Origin of the sequence: Maribacter zhoushanensis, from assembly GCF_029350975.1 — a bacterium.
In the GTDB taxonomy this organism is placed as follows: domain Bacteria; phylum Bacteroidota; class Bacteroidia; order Flavobacteriales; family Flavobacteriaceae; genus Maribacter; species Maribacter zhoushanensis.
Genome location: NZ_JARKMR010000004.1, coordinates 256406 through 278738, shown reverse-complemented (window position 1 = coordinate 278738; position 22333 = coordinate 256406). Strand labels below are relative to the sequence as shown.

General features: G+C 34.8%; 26 protein-coding genes. 11 read left to right on the top strand and 15 right to left on the bottom strand.

The annotated features are described in order from the left end of the window. Window positions 1–57 precede the first annotated feature (57 nt). Window positions 58–1503, top strand: a complete 1446-nt coding sequence (locus PXD56_RS14635) for an aminoacyl-histidine dipeptidase (protein ID WP_276494085.1) — start codon at window positions 58–60, stop codon at window positions 1501–1503. Window positions 1504–1563: 60 nt separating this feature from the next. Here the strand turns inward: PXD56_RS14635 and PXD56_RS14630 are convergent, their stop codons facing one another. The 3 genes from PXD56_RS14630 to PXD56_RS14620 are packed head-to-tail and all read right to left on the bottom strand — an operon-like array spanning window position 1564 to window position 4278. Then, window positions 1564–2703 (bottom strand): peptidylprolyl isomerase, encoded by a 1140-nt coding sequence (locus tag PXD56_RS14630; RefSeq protein WP_276494084.1) that lies wholly within the window; start codon window positions 2701–2703, stop codon window positions 1564–1566. A 10-nt stretch (window positions 2704–2713) separates the two neighbouring features. Beyond that, the gene (gene gldI / locus PXD56_RS14625; protein ID WP_276494083.1) at window positions 2714–3265 is read right to left on the bottom strand and encodes a gliding motility-associated peptidyl-prolyl isomerase GldI; all 552 of its coding nucleotides are present in this window, start codon (window positions 3263–3265) and stop codon (window positions 2714–2716) included. Further along, entirely contained in the window at window positions 3262–4278 is a 1017-nt protein-coding gene (locus PXD56_RS14620; RefSeq protein ID WP_276494082.1) for a DHH family phosphoesterase, read from the bottom strand. The genes gldI and PXD56_RS14620 overlap by 4 nt, the downstream gene beginning before the upstream one ends. A 75-nt stretch (window positions 4279–4353) precedes the next feature. Here PXD56_RS14620 and PXD56_RS14615 point away from each other — a divergent pair, with 75 nt between their 5' ends. Further along, window positions 4354–5382, top strand: a complete 1029-nt coding sequence (locus PXD56_RS14615) for an alkaline phosphatase D family protein (RefSeq protein WP_276494081.1) — start codon at window positions 4354–4356, stop codon at window positions 5380–5382. Window positions 5383–5427: 45 nt separating this feature from the next. Further along, the gene (locus PXD56_RS14610; protein ID WP_276494080.1) at window positions 5428–5847 is read left to right on the top strand and encodes a nucleoside-diphosphate kinase; all 420 of its coding nucleotides are present in this window, start codon (window positions 5428–5430) and stop codon (window positions 5845–5847) included. 149 nt (window positions 5848–5996) lie between these two features. Here the strand turns inward: PXD56_RS14610 and PXD56_RS14605 are convergent, their stop codons facing one another. Genes PXD56_RS14605 through recF form a run of 3 tightly spaced genes read right to left on the bottom strand, consistent with a single transcriptional unit; the run spans window position 5997 to window position 7791 of the window. After that, entirely contained in the window at window positions 5997–6293 is a 297-nt protein-coding gene (locus tag PXD56_RS14605) for a DciA family protein (protein ID WP_036153419.1), read from the bottom strand. Next, the gene (locus PXD56_RS14600; protein WP_276494079.1) at window positions 6293–6712 is read right to left on the bottom strand and encodes a lipocalin family protein; all 420 of its coding nucleotides are present in this window, start codon (window positions 6710–6712) and stop codon (window positions 6293–6295) included. Before PXD56_RS14600 ends, PXD56_RS14605 begins: the two co-directional genes overlap by 1 nt. Then, window positions 6712–7791 (bottom strand): DNA replication/repair protein RecF, encoded by a 1080-nt coding sequence (gene recF, locus PXD56_RS14595; RefSeq protein ID WP_276494078.1) that lies wholly within the window; start codon window positions 7789–7791, stop codon window positions 6712–6714. The genes PXD56_RS14600 and recF overlap by 1 nt, the downstream gene beginning before the upstream one ends. Before the next feature lie 123 nt (window positions 7792–7914). Between recF and PXD56_RS14590 the strand changes: the two genes are divergently transcribed. From PXD56_RS14590 to PXD56_RS14560, 7 genes are read left to right on the top strand one after another with little or no spacing between them, the layout of a single operon-like run. Next, the gene (locus tag PXD56_RS14590) at window positions 7915–8682 is read left to right on the top strand and encodes a tetratricopeptide repeat protein (protein WP_276494077.1); all 768 of its coding nucleotides are present in this window, start codon (window positions 7915–7917) and stop codon (window positions 8680–8682) included. Then, window positions 8682–9167, top strand: coding sequence for a 6,7-dimethyl-8-ribityllumazine synthase (gene ribH, locus PXD56_RS14585; protein ID WP_276494076.1), 486 nt, complete (start codon window positions 8682–8684; stop codon window positions 9165–9167). Before PXD56_RS14590 ends, ribH begins: the two co-directional genes overlap by 1 nt. A 57-nt stretch (window positions 9168–9224) precedes the next feature. Beyond that, window positions 9225–9587 carry a riboflavin synthase subunit beta gene (locus tag PXD56_RS14580; protein WP_338088467.1) on the top strand — a complete coding sequence of 121 codons (363 nt, stop codon included), beginning with the start codon at window positions 9225–9227 and terminating at the stop codon, window positions 9585–9587. Next, complete coding sequence (mutL, locus tag PXD56_RS14575) at window positions 9587–11443, top strand: DNA mismatch repair endonuclease MutL (RefSeq protein WP_276494075.1); 1857 nt, start codon at window positions 9587–9589, stop codon at window positions 11441–11443. The genes PXD56_RS14580 and mutL overlap by 1 nt, the downstream gene beginning before the upstream one ends. Beyond that, complete coding sequence (locus PXD56_RS14570; RefSeq protein ID WP_276494074.1) at window positions 11444–12187, top strand: rhomboid family intramembrane serine protease; 744 nt, start codon at window positions 11444–11446, stop codon at window positions 12185–12187. Between the two features lie 3 nt (window positions 12188–12190). Continuing rightward, a complete protein-coding gene (locus PXD56_RS14565; protein WP_276494073.1) occupies window positions 12191–13072 on the top strand; it encodes a rhomboid family intramembrane serine protease in 882 nt (293 codons plus the stop codon). A gap of 2 nt (window positions 13073–13074) precedes the next feature. Next, window positions 13075–14103, top strand: coding sequence for an endonuclease/exonuclease/phosphatase family protein (locus PXD56_RS14560; protein WP_276494072.1), 1029 nt, complete (start codon window positions 13075–13077; stop codon window positions 14101–14103). Here PXD56_RS14560 and PXD56_RS14555 read toward each other — a convergent pair. From PXD56_RS14555 to udk, 9 genes are all read right to left on the bottom strand, one after another. Then, entirely contained in the window at window positions 14087–14407 is a 321-nt protein-coding gene (locus tag PXD56_RS14555; RefSeq protein ID WP_276494071.1) for a DUF6122 family protein, read from the bottom strand. The genes PXD56_RS14560 and PXD56_RS14555 overlap by 17 nt on opposite strands. After that, window positions 14400–15029, bottom strand: a complete 630-nt coding sequence (locus PXD56_RS14550) for a WbqC family protein (protein WP_276494070.1) — start codon at window positions 15027–15029, stop codon at window positions 14400–14402. Before PXD56_RS14550 ends, PXD56_RS14555 begins: the two co-directional genes overlap by 8 nt. After that, window positions 15026–16726, bottom strand: a complete 1701-nt coding sequence (gene lepB / locus PXD56_RS14545) for a signal peptidase I (protein ID WP_276494069.1) — start codon at window positions 16724–16726, stop codon at window positions 15026–15028. Before lepB ends, PXD56_RS14550 begins: the two co-directional genes overlap by 4 nt. Window positions 16727–16820: 94 nt before the next feature. Next, window positions 16821–17522 (bottom strand): 4-hydroxy-tetrahydrodipicolinate reductase, encoded by a 702-nt coding sequence (gene dapB / locus PXD56_RS14540; protein WP_276494068.1) that lies wholly within the window; start codon window positions 17520–17522, stop codon window positions 16821–16823. Between the two features lie 2 nt (window positions 17523–17524). Further along, window positions 17525–18166, bottom strand: coding sequence for a DUF5683 domain-containing protein (locus tag PXD56_RS14535; protein WP_276494067.1), 642 nt, complete (start codon window positions 18164–18166; stop codon window positions 17525–17527). Continuing rightward, window positions 18159–19067 carry a ParB/RepB/Spo0J family partition protein gene (locus tag PXD56_RS14530; protein WP_276494066.1) on the bottom strand — a complete coding sequence of 303 codons (909 nt, stop codon included), beginning with the start codon at window positions 19065–19067 and terminating at the stop codon, window positions 18159–18161. The genes PXD56_RS14535 and PXD56_RS14530 overlap by 8 nt, the downstream gene beginning before the upstream one ends. Before the next feature lie 2 nt (window positions 19068–19069). Further along, window positions 19070–19843 carry a ParA family protein gene (locus PXD56_RS14525; RefSeq protein ID WP_276494065.1) on the bottom strand — a complete coding sequence of 258 codons (774 nt, stop codon included), beginning with the start codon at window positions 19841–19843 and terminating at the stop codon, window positions 19070–19072. Between the two features lie 189 nt (window positions 19844–20032). Further along, window positions 20033–20365, bottom strand: coding sequence for an FtsB family cell division protein (locus PXD56_RS14520; protein ID WP_276494064.1), 333 nt, complete (start codon window positions 20363–20365; stop codon window positions 20033–20035). After that, complete coding sequence (gene udk / locus PXD56_RS14515; protein ID WP_276494063.1) at window positions 20365–20979, bottom strand: uridine kinase; 615 nt, start codon at window positions 20977–20979, stop codon at window positions 20365–20367. Before udk ends, PXD56_RS14520 begins: the two co-directional genes overlap by 1 nt. Before the next feature lie 106 nt (window positions 20980–21085). Between udk and PXD56_RS14510 the strand changes: the two genes are divergently transcribed. Continuing rightward, window positions 21086–22315 carry a multidrug effflux MFS transporter gene (locus tag PXD56_RS14510; protein ID WP_276494062.1) on the top strand — a complete coding sequence of 410 codons (1230 nt, stop codon included), beginning with the start codon at window positions 21086–21088 and terminating at the stop codon, window positions 22313–22315. Window positions 22316–22333 lie beyond the last annotated feature (18 nt).

Sequence of the window (22333 nt, the reverse complement as noted above, 5' to 3'; positions counted from 1 at the left end):
TAGCGAAATCCTTTTTCTATAAGTATTTTTGCAGGTACTAACCATGAAAATAATTATATGGATATTGATAAATTAGAACCTACAGCTGTATGGAAAAATTTTTCTAGATTGAACGCCGTACCTAGACCCTCAAAAAAAGAGGAAAGGGTAATCAGTTTTATGTTGGATTTTGGTAATGGTATTGGTCTAGAAACTTTTTCTGATGAAATAGGTAATGTTATCATTAGAAAACCTGCCGCCAAAGGTATGGAAGATAAGAAAATGATAACGCTGCAGAGCCATTTAGATATGGTACACCAAAAAAATGCGGACACCGATTTTGATTTTGATACCCAAGGTATAGAAATGTATGTTGATGATGATTGGGTGAAAGCAAAGGGTACCACATTAGGTGCGGATAATGGTATGGGTGTTGCCGCTATAATGGCGCTTTTGGAAAGTACAGAAATACAGCATCCTGCTCTTGAAGCTTTATTTACAATTGATGAGGAAACGGGAATGACCGGTGCTTTTGAATTGAAAGCAGGAGTTTTACAGGGTGAAATTCTTTTAAATTTAGATACTGAGGAAGATGACGAAATTGATATTGGCTGTGCAGGCGGAATAGATGTTACGGCTACCAGAACATATAATGAAAAGGACGGAACTCATGGCGATGCCGGTTTAGAGATTACTGTAAAAGGTTTAAAGGGAGGTCATAGTGGTATGGATATTCATAAAGGGTTGGGTAATGCCAATAAGATTATGAATAGATTACTTTTCTTAGGTCTTGATTACAATGTTCGCATTAGTTCATTGAACGGTGGTAGTCTTAGAAATGCAATTCCCCGTGAAAGTGTTTGCAAACTTAATATAGGTAGAAAGCACGCCGATGAATTCTTTGAAAAAATAAATGAACTTTCTCAAGCTATAAAGGCAGAGTTAAGTGTGCAAGAGCCTGACTTACAAATTGAGTTTAAAGATTTAAAACCTGCTAAAAAGGTAATGGGTCTTGGTGCTCAAGAAAAATTGGTCAAAGCGGTTTATGCAGCGCATAACGGAGTGTATGCCATGAGTGGAGCTATGGGTGATTTGGTTGAAACGTCTAACAATATTGCAATTGTAAAAGTTGAAAAAGGAGAGATAACTATTGGTTGTCTAACACGGTCATCAGTAGAAACGGCTAAGCTAGATCTGGCAAATTCTCTGCGTTCAGCTTTTGAATTAAGTGGTTTTAAAGTTTGTTTTAGTGGGGCTTATCCAGGTTGGAATCCTAATCCTAATTCTGAAATATTAACAGTAGTAAAAGATAGCTATGTTAAATTATTTAAGGAACGGCCAAGGGTCGTTGCATGCCATGCAGGGTTGGAATGCGGTATTTTGGGTCAAAATTATCCTGATGTGGATATGGTTAGTTTTGGACCTACAATTCTTGGGGCACACTCGCCAGATGAACGAGTAAGTGTTTCATCTGTTCAGAAATTCTGGAGTTTGCTTCTAGAGATTTTGAAGAATACAAATTAGAATTGTAGATATAAAAAAAGCCCTTTAGTGAAAACTAAAGGGCTTTTTTATTTGTGTTTATTATTGGGTTATTCCCGTAATTTCCAAATCAAAGATTAAATCTGCATCTGGTGGAATTGGACCTCCACCTTGTGGACCATAACCTAAATGAGAAGGAATGAACAAACGAACTTTATCTCCAACTTTCATTGTTAAAAGTCCTTCTCTGAAACCTGCGATCAAACGAGATTCTGGAGAGTAATCCATAGGTACTGGCATATAACCGCCACCTTGTTGTCTTTTAATGTCGAACATACCATATTTTTGAGCAACTTCTTCGTAGTTACTGTCAAATAAGGTACCGTCCATTAAGTAACCTGCATACATTACATTTACTTTTTGACCAACTTTTGGTTTTTCACCAGAGCCACTTTCTAAAGTTAATACCTTAAGACCAGAAGCCAAGGTTTGCGCTTTTGCTTTTTGAGCTTCAATAGAAGAAGCAAACTCCGTTTTTATTTTTTGAACTTCAGCTAATTTTTCAGCTTTCTCTTTTTCAATAGCAGCAAGTCTATCTTCTTCACCGTCAAAATAGTCTGTCATGATTTGAACAGCATCAAATTTACGAGCCTCTTTACCGTTTCTAATAATTTCAACAGTATTCATAATAACTGGCTCTACAGGTTTATTACCAGCGCCTACAGCAACGTTTGCAATAGAATCAACCACATCCATACCTTCTACAACTTCACCAAATACGGTGTGTTTGTTGTTCAACCAAGGTGTTTCTTTATGAGTAATAAAGAACTGACTACCGTTAGTAGTTGGTCCTGAATTGGCCATTGAAAGAATACCTTTTTTATCATGAACCAAAGAATCGTTGAATTCATCCATAAACTTATAACCAGGGTTTCCTGTTCCTTGTCCTAAAGGATCACCACCTTGAATCATGAAATCTTTCATAATTCTGTGAAAAGTTAATCCGTCATAATATTTTTTACCCTTATATTCTTCACTTACAAAAGTATTTGTTCCTTCTGCCAGTGAGACAAAGTTAGCTACGGTAACAGGAGTCTTTTCTTGCTCTAAACGAACAATAATGTCACCTTTAGAAGTTTTGATATCGGCAAACAAACCGTCTCCTAAATCAGCTCTTTTACTGGTTTTGCAGCTGGCTAAAACTAAGCCTATAACTGCAATCAAGTACATTTTTTTAATCATAATGGTCATTTTAATTTACTGTGTTGTCTTGTTGTTTTTCTATTTGTAAAATGGTAATCGTAGATTTAAGGGGAACATTGCTGCCTATTTTGTTTTCATCTCCATGGTAACCAAATGCAATTGAAGATGGGAATAAAAAGGTAGCCCGTTCATTTTCTTTTAGCATCTTAACGGCATCTCTAAGTCCTAAGAATAATTCTTGCTTATCAACTTTATAGGTAACAACACCAATTTCTTCTTGAGAATAAATAGTATCATTATCTAAAGTTAAAAGGTCATAGGTGAATGCTACTAAATCATTTGTTTTAGGGGTGTAATCACTTTCTTCGTTAACAGTTAAATAGTGATACCAAGACCCAGAATTACTATGAGAATAGTGTTTTAAAGAATCTAATGCTATAATTTCTTGAATTTTACTTTCTTCAGCTTCTAATAGTTTTCTACTTCTCTCTATAGACGCCTTAAAGAAACTTCCGCTTTTTGTTTGAACAGGTTTTCTTGGTTCAGGTCCGTCGCAGCCTATTACCAGTAAGGCTAAAAATAAAAATGAAACTAATCTCATGATTGTAATTGGTTCTTATATAAAGGTAGTAATGATGTAAACTTGGTGATTGTTTCTTCTAAATTATCATCGCTTTTTCCGCCTGCTGCATTTGTGTGTCCGCCACCACTAAAGTGTTTTCTTGCAAAATCGTTTACAGAAAATTCGCCTACAGATCTAAATGAGATTTTATAGATACCTTCTTCTCTGTTTTCTATAAATATGACTGCAAATTTAATTCCATCTAAAGTTAGGCCGTAATTTACAAAGCCTTCCGTATCTCCTTTTTGATAATTAAAGGTGTCTAATTCGTCTTGACTTAGTGTTATATATACCGTAGAATACTCTTCAAGAATAACCATGTTTTTTAATGCACAACCCAACAAGTGTAGTCTACTTGGAGAATTAGTGTCATAAATACGGTGGTGAATTTCTGTACCTTCTGCACCCTTATCCATAAGGTCTGCAATAACTCTATGTGTATTACTGGTTGTTGCTGCAAATTTAAAGGAACCGGTATCTGTCATTATACCTGTATAAATACAATTGGCCATTTCGGCAGTAATACTGTTTTCATCACCCAGTTGGTTAATGAGTACATAGACCATTTCGCATGTAGAGCTCATTTTTACATCTGAGTACATGATTTTAGCATAATCTGATGGCTCTTGGTGATGGTCTACCATTACGAAAGTTGCAGTTGCAGATTCTAAAATATCGCTCATTTGACCTACGCGACCCAAATGGTTGAAGTCTAATGTAAATATGATGTCAGCATTATTTATACATGCTTTGGATTGCGAATTTTCTCTTTCAAAATTCAAAATTTTATCTGAACCCGGCATCCATTTTAAAAATTTAGGATAATCATTGGGTGCAACAATGCTTGCCGTATGACCGGTGTTGACCAAATAATGCCAAAGTGCCAAGGTTGATCCAATGGCGTCTCCATCGGGATTTTTATGTGGAATAATTGCTATTTTCTTTGGTGAAGAAAGTAGTTTTTTTAGCTCGTTTAAGTGCTCTAAATTCATGGCGGCAAAGATACAATTTAATAATATAGGCTTTAAACCGAAAACCTTAATTTTACCCAGACTTAACTATCTCATATGAAATTTATATACTTTTTTATTAGCGCTCTATTTTTAGCGTCATGTTCATCGAACAAAAAAACAGTAGAAAATAATGCTGTAAATGCCGATTTTGTATTGGCTTTTGGTTCTTGCAACAGAGTTGATTTGCCCAATCTTTTATGGGATGATGTTTTAAATACCAAACCAGATGTTTGGGTGTGGGGCGGTGATAATATCTATGCTGACACTGATGATATGGTTGCTTTAAGAGCAATGTATAATGTACAAAAGGAACAATCTGAATATAAGAAACTTGTAGAAAGTACGGATATATTAGGTACTTGGGATGATCATGATTATGGTTTAAATGATGGCGGAGTAGAATTTGAAGCAAAAGATGCCAGCCAACAAGAATTCTTGAATTTCATGAATGTACCAGATGATAGCCCGCTAAGAAAGCGCCAAGGGGTTTATAATTCTAAAAAATATGAAGTAGATGGTCACTCTATTAACATCATCATTCTTGATACTCGGTATTTTAGAACAAAGTTGACACCTGATACCGAAACTAAAAAAAGGTTGAAACCAAATGAATATGGAGTAGGTACCATATTGGGAGCAGCGCAATGGGGTTGGTTAGAAAATGAACTGAATACATCTAAAGCAGATTATAATATTATTGTAAGTAGTGTGCAGTACTTGTCTAATGAACACGGTTTTGAGGCTTGGGGCAATTTTCCTCACGAAGTAGATAAACTAGCAAAAGTAATCGCAGATTCAAAAGCTGCCGGTGTTATTGTTTTATCTGGTGATAGACATATTTCAGAATTTTCTAGAACCAATATAGGTGAAATGAGTTATCCTGTAATAGATTTTACTAGTAGCGGTCTAACACATGCTTACAGAGGTTTTAGCGGCGAACCTAATAAATATAGAGTAGGAGAGGTTGTTTTTACAGAAAGTTTTGGGATTTTAGAGTTTAATTTTGAAGCTAAAAAGGTTGATTTCAAGATAGTTGGAGATAACGGAATAGTGTTAGAGAAATTAGAACAAGTCTACGAATAGTTGTGAGATATGTGGAAAAACGTATTTTTGCGCAAAAATTAAGATATGAGTACGAATAGAACGTTTACAATGATCAAACCAGATGCCGTAAAAAACGGACATATTGGGGCTATTTTAGAAAAAATTACTGCTGCTGGTTTTAAAATCGTAGCGATGAAATATACACAACTGAGCTTAAGAGATGCACAAGAATTTTATGGTGTACATAGAGAGCGTCCTTTCTTTGGTGAATTAGTAGAATTCATGACTAGCGGTACAATCGTAGCGGCTATTTTAGAAAAAGAAAATGCTGTTGAAGATTTTAGAGCATTGATAGGTGCTACTAACCCTGCAGATGCAGCAGAAGGTACTATTCGTAAAATGTTTGCTAATAGTATTGGTGAAAATGCAGTACATGGTTCTGATAGCGATGAGAATGCAGCTATAGAAGGTTCATTCCATTTTTCTGGTAGAGAAATTTACTAAGACGAATTATAACAAATAAAAAAGCCAGTTCTTTAGAACTGGCTTTTTTTTATATCTAGTATTTTCCAACAGCCAACAGCCAACAGCCAACAGCCAACAGCCAACAGCCAACAGCCAACAGCCAACAGCCAACAGCCAACAGCCATTATTTATCTAAGCACAAGTTTTTTTACAACCTCTTTTCCAATTTCTTCGTTAAGCATACGTACTATTTTAGATTTACCCATACTTAATTCATCGCGTAATACAGAAGAGCTTAATGCCACGTATAACGTGCCGAACTTTAATTCAATTTCTGTAGTGTAATTATTTACACCGTTACCCATAAGTTTTGCCCATGCTTCTCTTGCGTCTACTTTATCTATACCTTTTTCTAATTTATTTTTTTGAATAAATGCAGAAAGAGCATCTTTCATTGAAGTGTTATCGTTGCCTCTACTAGCCATTATGGGGTTATGTTTATAGGTTCAAATTTGTTGTATGTATAGGTAATGCCTTGGTTGTTCTTTACCTTGAAGCTTTCTTCTGATAATTGCGTCAATACCTCTTCCCAGGTGTTAGAGTCATTGTTGTAGCTCATAAATATAGAATCGTTAGAAATTCTAATTGTAAAAGGCTCGGCATCATTAGAGGTTTCAAAAGTACCATTAAATTTAGGCTCAACTTTTTTTCTGAATCCTTTTAACGAATCTAACTGTATATAATCAATAGTACTGTTAATTGAGTATTCTTTCTTTACTCCGTCTTTTAAAGTAACTTCTTTAATTTCCCAATATCCGTTTAATAGGTGTAATTGATTCTTGTCAATTTTAGAGCTACAAGAAATAAGAATTAAAGAGAATATGATCAATAATTTTTTCATCATTACAATTTAAATATTTTATATGATTGATGAATTTTTTTAACAACACTTTCGGTTCTATCGGCATGGGTGTCACTTAAAAAAATCTGTCCAAAATTTTCATTGTTTACCAAAGTGATTATATGAGAAACCCGGTGCTCATCTAACTTATCAAAAATATCATCCAAAATTAATATTGGGGTAGTGCCACTTTGCGATTTCATAAAATGAAACTGAGCAAATTTTAAGGCTATTAAAAAAGACTTTTGTTGACCTTGGCTACCAAATTTCTTAATTGGGTAGTTGCTGATTTCAAAGCTAAGATCATCTTTATGAACGCCTACACTGGTATATTGTAAAGCTCTGTCTTTATCTAGATTTTTATTTAAAAGTGTTAACAGGTCATAATCTTTTAATTTACTGTTATACGAAAGAGAAACATCTTCTGTGTTGCCGGTAATAGATTTGTATTGTTCTTGAAAAATAGGAATAAATGCTTCTAAGAACGAGGTTCTTTTTTTGAAGATTTCAGTACCATACGTCTCCATCTGTTCATTGTATACCGCCAAAGTATCTTTGTTGAAAGTTCTATTGGCAGCAAAGTATTTCAGCAAGGCATTTCTTTGTGATACTACTTTGTTATAGTTTATGAGGTTTTGTAAATAGCTTTTATCTGATTGAGAAATAACACCGTCAATAAATTTTCTACGTGTATCGCTACCTTCTATGATAAGGTCTCTATCGGCCGGCGAAATAATAACCAATGGCAAAAGACCTATATGGTCTGCAAAGCGGTCATAGGCTTTACCGTTTCGCTTAATGATTTTCTTATTGTTTTTCTTTAAGCTACAAACAATTTTTTCTTCTCTTCCTTCTTTTTCAAAAGTACCGTCAATTACAAAGAAATCTGATCCGTGCCGAATATTTTGAGAAGAAACAGGGTTAAAGTAACTCTTGCCAAATGATAAATGGTAAATAGCGTCAAGTATGTTAGTTTTACCAATTCCGTTATCACCTACATAACAATTTATTTTAGCGTCGAAAGACAGTTCTTTGGACTCAAAATTTTTGTAATTGATCAATGATAATTGTCTCAGCAGCATTAAGAATATAAGATTTTAGATTTGGAAGAATGAAAACATGCTTAAAATATCCAAAAATAACGAATAAATACACTTTGCGATTTCAATAAAACCATTATTTTTGCGCGATCAATAAATTTACAGATGGCAACATATAAGAAAAGAGGATATAAACCTGAAACAAAGGCTGAACAGCAAGAATTTGACGAACAGGAAAGCACAACAGCTGAAGTTTTTAGTTCATTAGATGAAGGCGCTTCTAGGTCAGAAGAGTGGGTTTCTAAGAATCAGAATATTATTTTGGGTGTCATTGGTGTTATTGCTATTGGTGTTTTAGGCTATTTGGCTTATGATCAATTTGTGGAAAAGCCGAAAGAGGCAAGTGCTGCAAATGAGATGTACTACCCACAACAGTATTTTGACCAGGCATTGGTTGCAACAACTGCAAAAGACTCATTGTTTACTTTAGCATTAGAAGGTGCTGAGGGTAAATATGGTTTTTTAGATATCATAGAAGAATATAGTGGTACTAAAGCTGCCAATCTTGCAAATTATGGTGCAGGTATGTCATATTTAAATATGAACGATTACCAAAACGCTATAACATATTTAGAGGATTTTAGCTCTGATGATGATGTTTTAGGTGCCTTGGCAAAAGGTGGTTTAGGTGATGCCTTTATGCAATTAGACCAAGCGTCTGATGCTTTAGGGTATTATGAAGCTGCTGTAAATCACAGTGATAATGATTATACGGCTCCAAAGTTTTTATACAAAGCAGGTGTAACTGCATTGGAAATGGGAGATAAGGATAAAGCTTTAGGATTCTTTCAAAAAATTAAGGACGATTTTCCAAATTCAGAAAATGCCAATTCTATAGATGCGTTTATAGGTATGGCTAAAAGTGGTGAATAATGGCTACAGTAAATAAAAATTTATCGGTTTACGATAAGGCAACAATCCCAAACGCGAACGGACTTCGGTTTGGGATTGTTGTTTCAGAATGGAATTCAGAGATAACGGAAGGTTTGTATTCTGGTGCAATTGAAGCTTTAACGGATTGTGGAGCACAAGAATCTGATATTATCCGCTGGGATGTTCCTGGTAGTTTTGAACTTACTTTTGGTTCAAAGAAAATGATCCAGAGTCTTAAGGTCGATGCAGTTATTGCCATTGGCAGCGTTATACAAGGAGAGACCAAACATTTCGATTTTGTGTGTGATGCTACTGCTCAAGGTATTAAAGACTTAAATGTTATTACTAACGTACCTGTAATATTTTGTGTACTAACGGATAATAACATGCAGCAAGCCATTGATCGTAGTGGTGGTAAGCATGGTAATAAAGGTACTGAAGCCGCTATTGCAGCCATTAAAATGGCAGTTTTAGGTAATAAGTAGACTTTTTATCAGTTCAATTTTCAACTAAGTTTAACGGTGCCAGGTTAATGTCGCAAGATGTTAACAAATTTTGGCATTGGTAACATGCCCCATTTTTCTATTTTAAGTAACTTTGAGGTTATGGGGATGTTGAGCAAAATAACGCGGTTACGAAAAAATAGGTCATTTGAATACAATCCTAGGTATTATGATGGCAAAGGAAAAGGGAATCCGTTTAAAATGGAGCCTAAATTTGACCAGTTTCGTAGTACATTAAATACATCTCGAGGATTAAAAAGAAAGATTAATAGTGCCATCGAAGATTCTAAAAGAAAGGGAGATCGCAACTTAAAGATTAGAATGGCTGTTATAATTGCAGTATTGGTTTTTATTTTTCTTTACATTATTGATTTTGACCTCACAATTTTCTTTACTTCATAATGGCAGATATTATTAGATTATTACCTGACCATGTAGCAAACCAAATTGCTGCTGGCGAAGTGGTGCAACGCCCATCTTCAGTGGTAAAAGAATTAATGGAGAATGCCATTGATGCAGGTGCTACCGATATTCAACTTATTATAAAAGATGGTGGTAAAACACTTATTCAAGTGGTTGATAATGGTAAGGGCATGAGCGGCACAGATGCGCGCTTAAGCTTTGAACGCCATGCCACATCTAAAATTCAAAAAGCAGAAGATCTTTTTAATTTAAATACCAAAGGTTTTAGGGGAGAGGCACTAGCTTCTATTGCAGCTATTGCGCATGTAGAAATGCTGACCAAAACAGAAGATGATGAAATTGGAACAAAAATTAAAATTGAAGGTAGTAAAATAGTTACCCAAGAGGTTGTAGTTGCTCCTAAAGGAACTTCAATGTTGGTTAAGAACCTTTTCTTCAATATACCGGCAAGACGTAATTTTTTAAAATCTGATCAGGTAGAATATCGTCATATAACAGATGAGTTTCATAGAATAGCTTTGGCTCACCCACATGTAGCGTTTAATTTTTATAATAACGGTGGTGATGTTTTTCAACTGCCCGCTAATGATTTTAGAAAACGCATTGTACATATTTTTGGAAGAAAGACAGATGAGAAACTTGTACCTGTAGAAGAAGAGACACAGGTAGTAAAAATCTCTGGTTATATTCAAAAACCAGAGTTTGCGAAAAAGAGTAGGGGTGAGCAGTTTTTCTTTGCTAATAATAGGTTTATCAAGAGTCCTTACTTGCATCATGCTATTTTGGGTGCTTTTGAAGGATTGATTCGTCCGGGTACTCACCCTGGATATTTTTTGAATCTAGAAGTAGATCCTGCTACCATTGATATTAATATACACCCTACTAAAACGGAAGTCAAGTTTGATGATGAACATACGCTTTATGCTATGCTGAAGTCAACGGTAAAGCATAGTCTAGGTCAATTTAATGTGGTGCCTGCATTAGACTTTGAGCAAGATCAAAATTTAGATACTCCATATTCATATAAAAATAAACAGGTGGGTGTACCGCAAGTTGTGGTAGATTCTTCGTTTAATCCATTTGAAACAGTTAAGCCATCAAAAAGTAACGCTGTTGGTGGGGGTGGTAATTATACGAAGCCAAAAGTGGATGGATGGGAAAATTTATATGCAGGTTTAGAAACAACTGTAGATAGCGGTGTTAGCCATTTAGAGTTTGAATCTGAAGTTGTCAATAGTAGTATTTTTGATGATGAAAAAGAGGTTGTTGATCATTCTACTACCACTTTTCAAATGCGTAAAAAGTATATTATAACGACCATTAAGTCTGGTATGGTAGTTATTAATCAGAGTAGAGCTCACCAACGCGTATTATACGAGAACTTTTTAAAGAATATCACCATCAAAGAGGCTATAAGTCAGCAATTACTTTTTCCGTTGACCTTATCTTTTTCTACTAGTGAAATAAATATTCTAAAAGAGATTAAAGAGAATTTATGTACCGTAGGTTTCGTGTTCGGTGAAATTACCGAAAACGGCGTAGAGATTTCTGGAGTGCCTGTACTAGTTGTAGAAAGTGAAGTGCAAATGATTATGGAGCAACTAATTTCTGATTTTCAACAAGAAGTACCTGGTGATAGTTTTTCTCAGAGTGATATGTTGGCGAAAACATTGGCAAAAACACTTTCGGTGAAAACGGGCGAAACGTTAGATGAGTTTTCTCAAGTGAAATTGGTAAACGATTTATTTGCATGTAAGGAAACAACTTTGAGTCCGTTTAACAAAAAAGTATACATTACGATTACAGAGAATGATATTGAACGAAAATTTATATAAATGGGAAGAATAACAGAAACAATTAAGCACTTACTGATTATTAATGTTCTGTTTTTTGTTGCTACACAAATGTATGGCGAACAGATGTACGAGTGGTTTTCATTGTATTTCCCAAAAAACGATCATTTTCAGTTATGGCAGATTATCACGCATATGTTTATGCATGGTGGTTTTATGCATATTCTTTTTAATATGTATGCCTTATGGGCATTTGGTACGCCTTTAGAGCGTATGTGGGGTAGAAATAAGTTTTTGTTTTTCTATATATCTGCTGGTTTAGGTGCAGCTTTGATTCATATTGGTGTAAATTATTACTACTACAATGCCGGTATGAGTGCTTTGATGGATGCGGGCATATCTGAGAGTAGTATTCTAGAGATAATCAATAGCGGGCAGTATAGTACAGATTGGTATGGTATAGCGGGTAAAGCTACCATAGATAACTTTCTAGGAGCATTCAATACTCCAGTGGTTGGTGCTTCAGGAGCTATTTACGGTATATTGGTGGCATTTGGAATGTCTTACCCGAACAGCGAATTGTTTTTAATATTTCTACCTGTTCCTATCAAGGCAAAGTACTTTATACCAGTTTTAATAGGTTTAGATTTGTTTTCCGGTGTTACGGGGTACAGTCTATTTGGACAAGGTATTGCTCACTTCGCACACGTGGGTGGGGCTTTGTTCGGATTTTTAATGATGTGGTATTGGAAAAAAAATCAATTTAATAATAATAGGTGGAACTAACATATGGCTCAACCAGATTTAAAATATCAATTTAGTAGATTAAACATTGCAGAGAAACTCATAGCGGTTAACGTGGTGGTTTTTATTGTAAATGCTTTAATTCCTTTTTTATTAGGCTTGTCAGGTAATATTATTGTGCAATGGTTTGAATTGCCAAATGATATTGTTGACATAGCTTTTCAACCATGGTCAATTGTTACCTATTCCTTTTTTCATGGAGGTATAGGTCATTTGTTTTGGAACATGTTGATGATTTATTTTGTAGGCCGTATTTTTTTAAACCTATTTGATGCAAGGAGATTCTTAAATGTGTATTTGTTGGGAGTCATTTTAGGTGGACTCTTCTTTGTTTTGGGTTATAATATATTTCCTGCGTTCTTTGATGTGAATGCTACTTTGATAGGTGCCTCGGCAGGTGCTAGTGCGGTTTTAATATTTATTTGTACTTATCTACCTAATCAAGAAGTTAGGGTTATATTTTTTAATGTAAAGCTATGGATGGTAGGTGCTCTTTTGGTTTTAAGCGATTTAATACAGTTGCCCATTAGCAATTCTGGTGGACATTTAGCACATTTAGGCGGTGCGTTTCTGGGTTACTTATATGCAAGTCAACTAACAAAAGGAAACGATATAGGTTCAGGATTTTCAAAGTTTATGGATAGTGTTGTCAACCTCTTTAAGGGTTCAGAGAAAAAAGCACCATTAAAAACAGTATATAAAAATAAAGGCGCCGCCCGTAGTACTAGTAGTTCAGCGGTAGATTATGATAAAAAAACACATCAGAAGAAGATAGATGCTATTTTAGATAAAATAAGCAAGTCTGGTTATGAAAGCCTTTCAAAAGCAGAAAAAGACTTTTTATTTAAAGCGGGTAAAGAAAATTAAGCATGAAAAGAATGTCTTTCTTTAAAAAACTCATGTTGTTCTTAAATGTGATTGTAGCTTTTAGTTTGTTTTTGGCGTGTATAGTTCCTTACACATCTATAGCTAGTTTGGCTTTTATTAGTTTAGCGGTACCTGCATTGGTTATTGTTAATATGCTGTTTTTCTTATACTGGTTAATAGGTAAAAAGATATACCTTTTACTATCATTGTCCATTTTGGTTTTTGGTTATTTTACACTTGGTTCTTTTATTGCGTTTAATGGTCGCTCTAATAGTGTTTCTGATACTAACACCATTTCTTTGTTAAGTTATAATGCATTAGGATTTCATAGTAAGTATCATGGAGATTGGGAGAATATAACAAGCCCCGAGGTGATAGAATTTGTTGAAGGTGAAAATCCTGATATAATCTATTTTCAAGAATTTGAGCCTCATTATGTTAAGGGTGATATGTTGAAAAGCTATCCTTTTAAAGCCAATAAGTTTGAAGTTAAAGACGGGGAGTCAAGTAAAAATTTAGCAATTTTTTCTAAGTTTAAGATTATTAATAATGGAGAGCTTGATTTTCCAAATACCTTTAATGGTGGTGTGTATGCAGATATTGTATTTAAAAAAGACACTATTCGTTTCTATAATTTACACTTAGAATCTTTAAGTATAAGGCCTGGTTATATTAAAAAAGAACGCTCAGATAAGCTGTTTGTTAGGCTTAGAGATTCTTTTGATAAACAGGAAAGACAATCTGATATTGTCAAAGAGCATATTAAAACCAGTCCTTATCCAGTTATTGTTGGTGGTGATTTTAATAACACCCAATTTTCTAAAGTTTATTTTAATATAAAGGGAGAATTAAAAGATAGCTTTTTAGAAGCTGGTCATGGTTATGGGGAAACCATTAAATTTTGGAAATTTCCGTTTAGAATTGATATGATTTTAGGAGATTCTAGTTTTACCTTCTTGTCTCATGACAACTACAGTATAAATATTTCTGATCATGAGCCTATAATGGCCACTTTTAAGTTGTCCGAATAATAAACAAGCAATCTACTATATCTGCCAATATGTGCAGTAGTAAGGCTAGCCCAAAAATCCTCGTTTTTTTATATATAAACATTAGGGAATAAAGACCAATTGCCCAATGGCTATGTAACGGATGAAAATTGATACTGCAACGATTAGGGTCAAACAATGGTGTTGCTAAAAAGTGATCAATATCAATTACAATTGCAGATAGAAGTATCACGGCAGACCAAAACTTGTTTTCTTTATAGAAGTAAACAGCAATTACAATCGGTACAATGAAATGTATTCCGTAGTGAGCTATGAACCTAATCATTTGAGGTCGCGGTAAACTCGTGTTTTAGATATTCAATACTATTTGGCCCCATGTTGAATAAAAGATCTAAAATACTTAGATTGGGTGTAAAACCGTGTCTGTCACCAAATACTTGTGTATAGGGCTCTATATTTAGTTGGGGCTTAAATTTAGCACTTATTAAAAATCTAAAATCTTCTTTGCCTTCTGGTGTGGTCTCAAAAGCAATTGTTTTATCAGTTGGCATTTGTACCTGAAGACATTCGAATATGGTCTCTATGGTCTTTAAATTGTAGTCAAGTAGACTTTCGTAAGGTTGGTCGTATAACGGCCTTATATCATCTTCGTAAAACTCAAAGAATGGTGATGTTCTATAGGCAGTCTCTAACGTTCGCCAATGTTGCCTTTGCCAAGGGTAAGAATTGTCTATTTTGACATCTTTATATTTCTGTCTGCCATTCGCTCTACCCACATGAATAATGGGTATACTTAATATATGCTTGCCGCGATCATTAGAAATGTAAGTTCTATTTCTAAATGTCTGCTTTTGGTAATTATCGTTTACCTCCCAACATATTGGGTGATGCATGATATAACTAAATGTGAGTATGTTGGGAAAATATGAGGGATGAATTAATTTCACTTTTTATCCTTTTTGCGTTTCCAGAACCAATTTCCAACGAAATATGCTACTAGTAGAATTAAGAAATACTTGAAATAAGACTGTGGCTCTCCGTCACCATTTACAGTAGTAAATATACGATCCCATCGAGGTCTCCAATTACTGATACCTTCGGTGAAATTGTCAAAACTCATCCATATAAATATAGGTGTGCCTACAATGTGGTTTTCTGGAACATAACCCCAAGCTCTACTATCTTCAGAGTGGTCTCTGTTGTCACCCATCATCCAGAAATAATCTTGTTTAAATGTATAGCTGGTCGCCGGTGATCCATTTATACTTATTTGATTGCCAGATACTGAAATTTCATTCTTCTCGTATTCTTTAATAATTTTCTTGTATAACGGAAGTACTTTTAAATTCAAGTCTACCGTTGCTCCTTTTTGAGGGATGTAAATAGGTCCCATCTGACTATAATTCCATGGGTAGTCAGGACTCTGAGGGAATAGGTTAATACCTCTTCTTCCTTTTTCTACTACCTGCTGTACAACAGAATCAATGTTAGGATTGTTTCTCAAAGAGGCAACCATATCTGCCGTTAATGGAACTGTGCGTTGGCGGTCTGTGATTTCTTTTAATGCAAATCCATATTTGGATATCACATTAGATGGAATACCCGAAGACTTTGTATATAGTTCCAATTGACCATTGTCTGTTGGTTTGTATCCCATAAGATATGGGTTAATTGCATTTGCTTGATTTTGATTAAGCTGACCTGATAAATATTTTCTAGTGAAATCAGTAACCCCTAAGTTGTCAAGTATTTTTGAAGAAACACCTTTAGCGCTATAAACGGTATAATCAAACTGTGGTTTGGCACTTTTAGGTAATTCTAATTGCTTTCCGTTGATAAAAACATAACCATCACGAACTTCAAGAGAATCGCCTGGTACACCTACACAACGTTTTACGTAGTTAGATTTTTTATCAATTGGCTTGTCAACGCCTTTTTCTTTTTTGAAAAATACACGAACGGTATCTGCTGGCCAGCTGAATACTACAATGTCATTTCTCTCTACTTTTGTAAAACCAGGAAGCCTAAAATAGGGTAGTTGTGGTTTCTTTAAATAAGAAGGAACTCCTAAACCGGGTAAAGTGTCATGCACCATTGGAGCTGCAACAGTGGTCATAGGTGTTCTTGCGCCGTAGTGAAACTTACTTACAAAGAGAAAATCTCCCACTCTTAATGTACGCTCTAAAGAACCTGTTGGTATTACATAGGGTTGAATAAAATAGGTATGTACTAAAGTGGCGGCAACGACTGCGAATAAAATTGAGCTAACCCATTCTCCGGCTGCCGTTGTTGGTTGCAAAGATCGGTCTTCAATATATTTTACATCAAGAGAATAGTTTACGTAGTAGATGTAAAAACCAAGAGTCAATACTACGATCCAAGTTTCTAGTTTGCTGTTTCTTCCAAAGCTTCTAATGGTTTCTACCCATATCACCGGAAACATCAATAAATTGATTATAGGAATGAATAATAATATTACCCACCATTTTGGTCTATTGATAATTTGCATTAAAACTATGGCATTATAAACTGGTATAGCAGCTTCCCAAGCTTTTCTTCCTGCTTTAACGTATAGTTTCCAAGTACCTAAGAAATGTATTACTTGTACAATGAGAATAAAAATAATCCATTGAGTGCCGTTCATCGTCTTTGTTTTTTATTGAAATAGTATGAATTTTTAGATGTGTTGGTTAACATCAATAATCCATCAGTCTTATAGATTGATTTTTGTTACGTTTTTAACCTAGGTTTAACACATCTCGCATTGAAAAAACACCTGTTTTTCCAATAATCCATTCCGCAGCGGTAACAGCTCCTAAGGCAAAGCCTTCTCTATTGTGGGCAGTATGTTTTATTTCAATACTATCTACATTACTGTTGTAAGCAACGGTATGCGTGCCTGGTACTTTACCAATTCTTTTAGAGGTTATTTTTAAGTCTTCTTCACTTGTACTATCCAATTTCCATTGGGTATAATTAGAATTTGCAATGACACCTTCAGCCAAAGTTATAGCTGTGCCGCTTGGTGCGTCTAATTTCTGAGTATGATGTATTTCTTCCAATTCTACCTTATACTCAGGTAGGTTTTGCATCATTTTAGCCAAATAGTTATTTAGCTCAAAAAAAATGTTAACTCCTAAACTAAAATTAGAAGCATATATAAAAGCACCCTTCTTTTTTTCGCATAAAGAAATAGCCTCATCATATTTGTCTAGCCAACCTGTTGTACCGGAAATTACAGGAACATTATTGTTCAAGCATTTGGTAATATTACCGAAAGCTGCCTCTGGCATACTGAAATCAATGGCAACATCCATTATGCTAAAGTCAATATTCTCAGAATTTTCGTCAATTTTTGCGACAATCTCATGACCACTATTTACAGCTATTTGCTCTATCATCTGACCCATTTTTCCGTATCCGAAAAGTGCAATTCTCATTTTTAAAATTTTATAATTAATGCCATTCCGTAATTAGGACTGTTGGTTGCTTGATTAAAATCAAGATATGGCTCAAAGTCTATACTTAGGTCATCGTCAATATTAAATTGTTTTAAATGCGCATCAACATTGGCATCAACAATATTTAGGGCATATAAGCCAATAGCGGCAACCAACCAAAGATCACGGTCATTTTGAAAACGTTCTTGTTGGTATTCAAGGTCGTCTACATCAAAGAGAGGTAAGGTTCCTTCCCCATTAAATTCGTCATCTGTAAAACCGGCCTGTCTTCTTTTGAAAGCAGTTCTAAAACGTTGGTATTGATCGTTGTTATAGATATACATATACGCACTGCCACCAATAGCTCCCCAAACGATAGGAACTTTCCAGTATCTCTTGTTGTAGATTTGACCTAAACCTGGTATTACGGCAGAGTAAAATGCTGCTTTACTTGGTGCTAATGGATTAAATTCTTTTTTTGATTTTTTGAAAGAAATGGAATCTTTGATGACTACTCCCTTATCAGCTAAATCAGCTTGTACACTGTCTATTTCAGTTTTAGGAATAGAATCTTGCTCCTCTTGAGAAAAGGATAAATTAATAAATAATAATAGAGTACTAAATAATAAAAGATAGTTACGCACCTGTTATCAATTTTTTGATACGGTCAAATTCCTCTTGAGACTTAAATGGTATGGTTATTTTTCCTCTTGCATTATCAGCAGATTTGATATCTACCTTTACCGATAAGGCGTCAGTAAGTTCTTTTATGCCCTTACGAACAAAAACAGAAGCTTCTTTATTTACCTTTTTAACTACTTCATCAGTAGGTACATCATCAGCGTGATAGGCTTTTACTGCACTTTCCGTATCTCTAACAGAAAGATTGTCAAATATGATTTTTTCGTATAGCGATATTTGATCTTGCTTTTTATCAATATTTACCAAAGCTCTACCGTGACCCATTGTTAAGAATCCGTCACGCATACCCGTTTGAATAATTGGGTCTAACTTTAATAGGCGTAAATAATTGGCAATAGTAGATCTCTTTTTACCAACACGTTCACTAAGTCTTTCTTGTGTAAGGTTAATTTCATCAATAAGACGTTGGTAAGAAAGAGCAATTTCTATAGGGTCTAAATCTTGACGTTGAATGTTTTCAACCAAAGCCATCTCTAAAGACTCTTGGTCATTTGCAATACGTATATAAGCTGGTATAGTTTCTAAACCTAAAAGTTTAGAAGCACGATATCTTCTTTCTCCAGATACAAGTTGGTATTCGTTAAAGCCTAATTTTCTAACTGTAATTGGCTGAATAACCCCCAATTCTTTAATAGAGGCGGCTAGTTCTTTTATGTTTTCATCATTGAAATTAGAACGTGGCTGAAATGGATTTACTTCAATGTGTTCTAAATCTAACTCTATTATATTACCAACAACTTTATCGGCATTCTTATCTGATGCCGTGTTTATATCATTTTCCGGGTCTTTCAAAAGAGCCGAAAGTCCTCTACCAAGAGCTTGTTTCTTTGTCGCTTTTGCCATACTTAAACCGTCTGCTTATTTTTTTTGACTATCTCGTTAGCCAAGTTCAAATAATTTGTTGCTCCTTTACTGGCAGCATCATATTTGATTATACTTTCTCCATAACTAGGAGCTTCACTTAATCTAACATTACGTTGAATTACAGTTTCAAAAACCATGTCACCAAAATGCTTTCTTACCTCATCAACTACTTGGTTAGATAAGCGTAATCTAGAATCGTACATAGTTAACAGCATGCCTTCAATATCCAATTCGGCATTATGTAGTTTTTGTACACTTTTTATCGTGTTTAACAGCTTGCCCAATCCTTCTAACGCAAAATACTCGCATTGTATAGGTATTACAACAGAATCTGCAGCTGTCAATGCATTTAATGTCAATAGCCCTAAAGATGGGGCGCAATCTATTAAAATATAATCGTAATCATCTTTAAGCTCGGTAATGGCTTTTTTCATCATATACTCGCGCTCATCCTTGTCAACCAATTCTATTTCAATGGCAACAAGGTCAATGTGTGCGGGGATAAGGTCTACGTTTGGTGATGTTGTAGAGATGATGGTTTCTCTGGCTGTTTTAGTATGTTCCAATAATTGGTACGAGCCTAATTCAACGCCGTCAACATCTATACCTAACCCAGAAGTGGCATTCGCCTGAGGGTCGGCATCTATTAATAATACCTTTTTTTCCAATACACCTAGCGAGGCAGCTAAGTTTACCGAAGTAGTAGTTTTACCTACACCGCCTTTTTGGTTGGCTATAGCAATAATCTTGCCCATGTTCAAAGTAAGTTAGGTGGTAAAAATACAATTATTTATGGGGCTAATGAAAGCTTTTTGTTAACACTGAGTGAATAAGCCCTTTGTTTTCATTAATAAAGCGTTAAACTTTTAATTGTGAATTGATTAGAACCAAGCTTAGATTGTAGTATGTTAAAAGGGATAAACTTATTAAAAGGATATTAAAAACTATTCTTTCTCTTTAGTTTTTAAACTGTCCTCGTATTCAATAAGGTAAATTTCTTCGTTCTTTTTCTTTAAATAGTATTCCTCTCTGGCAAAACGCTCAAGTTCATCTTCATCAGATAGTTTTTCTATAATTTTTTTATCACGGGCAATTTCTTCCTTTAAAAAATCTTGGGTTTTTTCTAGTTTCTTGATTTCTTTTCTTAATTCTAGATGAATTAAAAGGGAGTTTGTATCAAAGAAAAGCATCCAAACAACAAAAACGGAGAGCACCAATACATACATATTGGTCATGATTTTAAACCATTTTTTTTGTTTTAAGTCTTTGAATGCCATTATGCTTGCATAAATTTTTCGTTGATAATGCTCTTGACTATTTCAACGGCAACAGTGTTGTATTTATTATTCGGTATTATAATATCTGCATACTCTTTTGTAGGTTCTATAAATTGCTCGTGCATGGGCTTGATTACAGCTTGGTATTTCTCTATTGTTTCATCTAGATCCCAACCTCTTTCGTTAACGTCGCGCTTTAATCTTCTAATCAATCTTTCGTCAGTATCTGCATGTACAAAGATTTTAATGTCGAACATTTTACGAATAGCACTATTGGTCATTATCAAGATACCTTCAACGATTATAACCTTTGTAGGATGTGTAGGTACAGTTTTGGCAGTACGGTTACATTCTAAAAATGAATACACGGGTTGCTCAATAGATTCACCGTTTCTTAATGCAATTAAATGTTGCTCAAGCAATGCAAAATCTATGCTGCTAGGGTGGTCAAAATTTGTTTTACGCCTTTCTTCTAAAGATAGATGAGAAAGATCGTTATAGTAAGAGTCTTGAGAAATTACACCTACTTCTTGATTTGGTAATTCATTAATAATTTGATTTACTACTGTGGTTTTTCCACAACCTGTTCCACCGGCAATACCTATAATCAACATACATTGTAATTTAATGCAAAAGTACATATTTGAATTTCAAAAAGCATAATCTCAAAAATCAACTTTTAATAACATTGCATGAATTGTTAAGCCGTATTTTTGCAGGATGCAGAATGAACAGGTAAAACCTAATTTTGAGTTTGTTGCCTTAATGGCTTCTTTAATGTCTATCGTAGCATTGACTATTGATGCTATTTTACCCGCAATGGCAGATATTGGCGTGTCTATTAATAGTTTGGATCCTACCCGAAATCAGTTACTGGTTACCATGATTTTTTTAGGATTGGGAGTAGGGCAGTTGTTTTTTGGTCCGCTGTCAGATAGTCTGGGTAGAAAGCCAATTGTATACTTTGGCTTTACCGTGTTTTTGATTGCTAGTATTATCTGTTTGTTGGCGCCAAACCTAGAGGTAATGTTAGTTGGTCGTATTTTGCAGGGTATTGGTCTTTCTGCACCAAGAACTATAAGTATTTCTATTATTCGTGATACTTACCGTGGTGATTATATGGCAAAAATAATGTCTTTTGTTACTGCATTTTTTATTCTAGTTCCTGTGGTTGCACCTGCTATCGGTAAAGCTGTTATGGGTATTACGGGTTGGCAAGGTATCTTTTACATGCAATTATTTTTTGCTTTGTTAGTGGGGTTATGGTTTTATAAAAGACAGGAAGAAACACTAAAGCCGGAGTATAAGGTTCCTTTTTCATTCAATGTTTTTATTAGAGGGACTAAAGAAATTTTTAAATACAAGGAAACAGTATCGTGCACCATGATATCAGGATTGATTACGGGATCTTTTTTAGTGTACTTGAGTTCTGCTCAACACGTTTTTGAAGAGCTATATGGGTTAACGGAAACATTCCCCTATGTTTTTGCCGGTTTGGCACTTTCTGTAGGTTTTTCTACACTAATGAACGGTACTTTGGTATTACGCTTTGGAATGCGAAATTTATCATTCACAGCTTTAGTGGCTTTTACCGTTATTGCCCTGTCGTATAGTTTATTGTTTTTGGGCTCTAAAAATCCAAGCATTACTATTTTATTGATATTCTTATCACTGCAGTTTTTGTGTTTAGGTTTCATATGGGGAAACATGCGTTCTATTGCAATGGAGCCTATTGGTCATATTGCAGGTATTGGTGCGGCAATTACCGGTTTTATTTCTACCATACTTTCTATTCCAATATCAATTTTTGTAGGTAGCTTTATTGAAGATTCAGTTTGGGCACTATTTGCAGGTTTGGGTGTCTGCGGGTTAATATCAATAATCTTATTTATGACTTTTAAAACTCGTCCGCTTTTTGCTAATAATCGTGCGTTTTCTAATCAGTCTTAGTACTTTCTTATCTGAATC

Excerpts from the sequence above, each read along its gene's own strand:
- recF (WP_276494078.1), bottom strand. The coding sequence starts at position 7,791 with ATGCTGCTGAGACAATTATCATTGATCAATTACAAAAATTTTGAGTCC.
- PXD56_RS14520 (WP_276494064.1), bottom strand. The coding sequence starts at position 20,365 with ATGGCATTCAAAGACTTAAAACAAAAAAAATGGTTTAAAATCATGACC.
- PXD56_RS14620 (WP_276494082.1), bottom strand. The coding sequence starts at position 4,278 with ATGAATTTAGAGCACTTAAACGAGCTAAAAAAACTACTTTCTTCACCA.
- udk (WP_276494063.1), bottom strand. The coding sequence starts at position 20,979 with ATGTTGATTATAGGTATTGCCGGTGGAACAGGTTGTGGAAAAACCACA.
- PXD56_RS14530 (WP_276494066.1), bottom strand. The coding sequence starts at position 19,067 with ATGGCAAAAGCGACAAAGAAACAAGCTCTTGGTAGAGGACTTTCGGCT.
- PXD56_RS14630 (WP_276494084.1), bottom strand. The coding sequence starts at position 2,703 with ATGATTAAAAAAATGTACTTGATTGCAGTTATAGGCTTAGTTTTAGCC.
- PXD56_RS14635 (WP_276494085.1), top strand. The coding sequence starts at position 58 with ATGGATATTGATAAATTAGAACCTACAGCTGTATGGAAAAATTTTTCT.
- PXD56_RS14600 (WP_276494079.1), bottom strand. The coding sequence starts at position 6,712 with ATGATGAAAAAATTATTGATCATATTCTCTTTAATTCTTATTTCTTGT.
- PXD56_RS14565 (WP_276494073.1), top strand. The coding sequence starts at position 12,191 with ATGGCTCAACCAGATTTAAAATATCAATTTAGTAGATTAAACATTGCA.
- PXD56_RS14570 (WP_276494074.1), top strand. The coding sequence starts at position 11,444 with ATGGGAAGAATAACAGAAACAATTAAGCACTTACTGATTATTAATGTT.
- PXD56_RS14555 (WP_276494071.1), bottom strand. The coding sequence starts at position 14,407 with ATGATTAGGTTCATAGCTCACTACGGAATACATTTCATTGTACCGATT.
- gldI (WP_276494083.1), bottom strand. The coding sequence starts at position 3,265 with ATGAGATTAGTTTCATTTTTATTTTTAGCCTTACTGGTAATAGGCTGC.
- PXD56_RS14560 (WP_276494072.1), top strand. The coding sequence starts at position 13,075 with ATGAAAAGAATGTCTTTCTTTAAAAAACTCATGTTGTTCTTAAATGTG.
- PXD56_RS14610 (WP_276494080.1), top strand. The coding sequence starts at position 5,428 with ATGAGTACGAATAGAACGTTTACAATGATCAAACCAGATGCCGTAAAA.
- PXD56_RS14580 (WP_338088467.1), top strand. The coding sequence starts at position 9,225 with ATGTTAACAAATTTTGGCATTGGTAACATGCCCCATTTTTCTATTTTA.
- PXD56_RS14615 (WP_276494081.1), top strand. The coding sequence starts at position 4,354 with ATGAAATTTATATACTTTTTTATTAGCGCTCTATTTTTAGCGTCATGT.
- ribH (WP_276494076.1), top strand. The coding sequence starts at position 8,682 with ATGGCTACAGTAAATAAAAATTTATCGGTTTACGATAAGGCAACAATC.
- PXD56_RS14605 (WP_036153419.1), bottom strand. The coding sequence starts at position 6,293 with ATGGCTAGTAGAGGCAACGATAACACTTCAATGAAAGATGCTCTTTCT.
- PXD56_RS14525 (WP_276494065.1), bottom strand. The coding sequence starts at position 19,843 with ATGGGCAAGATTATTGCTATAGCCAACCAAAAAGGCGGTGTAGGTAAA.
- PXD56_RS14590 (WP_276494077.1), top strand. The coding sequence starts at position 7,915 with ATGGCAACATATAAGAAAAGAGGATATAAACCTGAAACAAAGGCTGAA.
- lepB (WP_276494069.1), bottom strand. The coding sequence starts at position 16,726 with ATGAACGGCACTCAATGGATTATTTTTATTCTCATTGTACAAGTAATA.
- PXD56_RS14510 (WP_276494062.1), top strand. The coding sequence starts at position 21,086 with ATGCAGAATGAACAGGTAAAACCTAATTTTGAGTTTGTTGCCTTAATG.
- dapB (WP_276494068.1), bottom strand. The coding sequence starts at position 17,522 with ATGAGAATTGCACTTTTCGGATACGGAAAAATGGGTCAGATGATAGAG.
- mutL (WP_276494075.1), top strand. The coding sequence starts at position 9,587 with ATGGCAGATATTATTAGATTATTACCTGACCATGTAGCAAACCAAATT.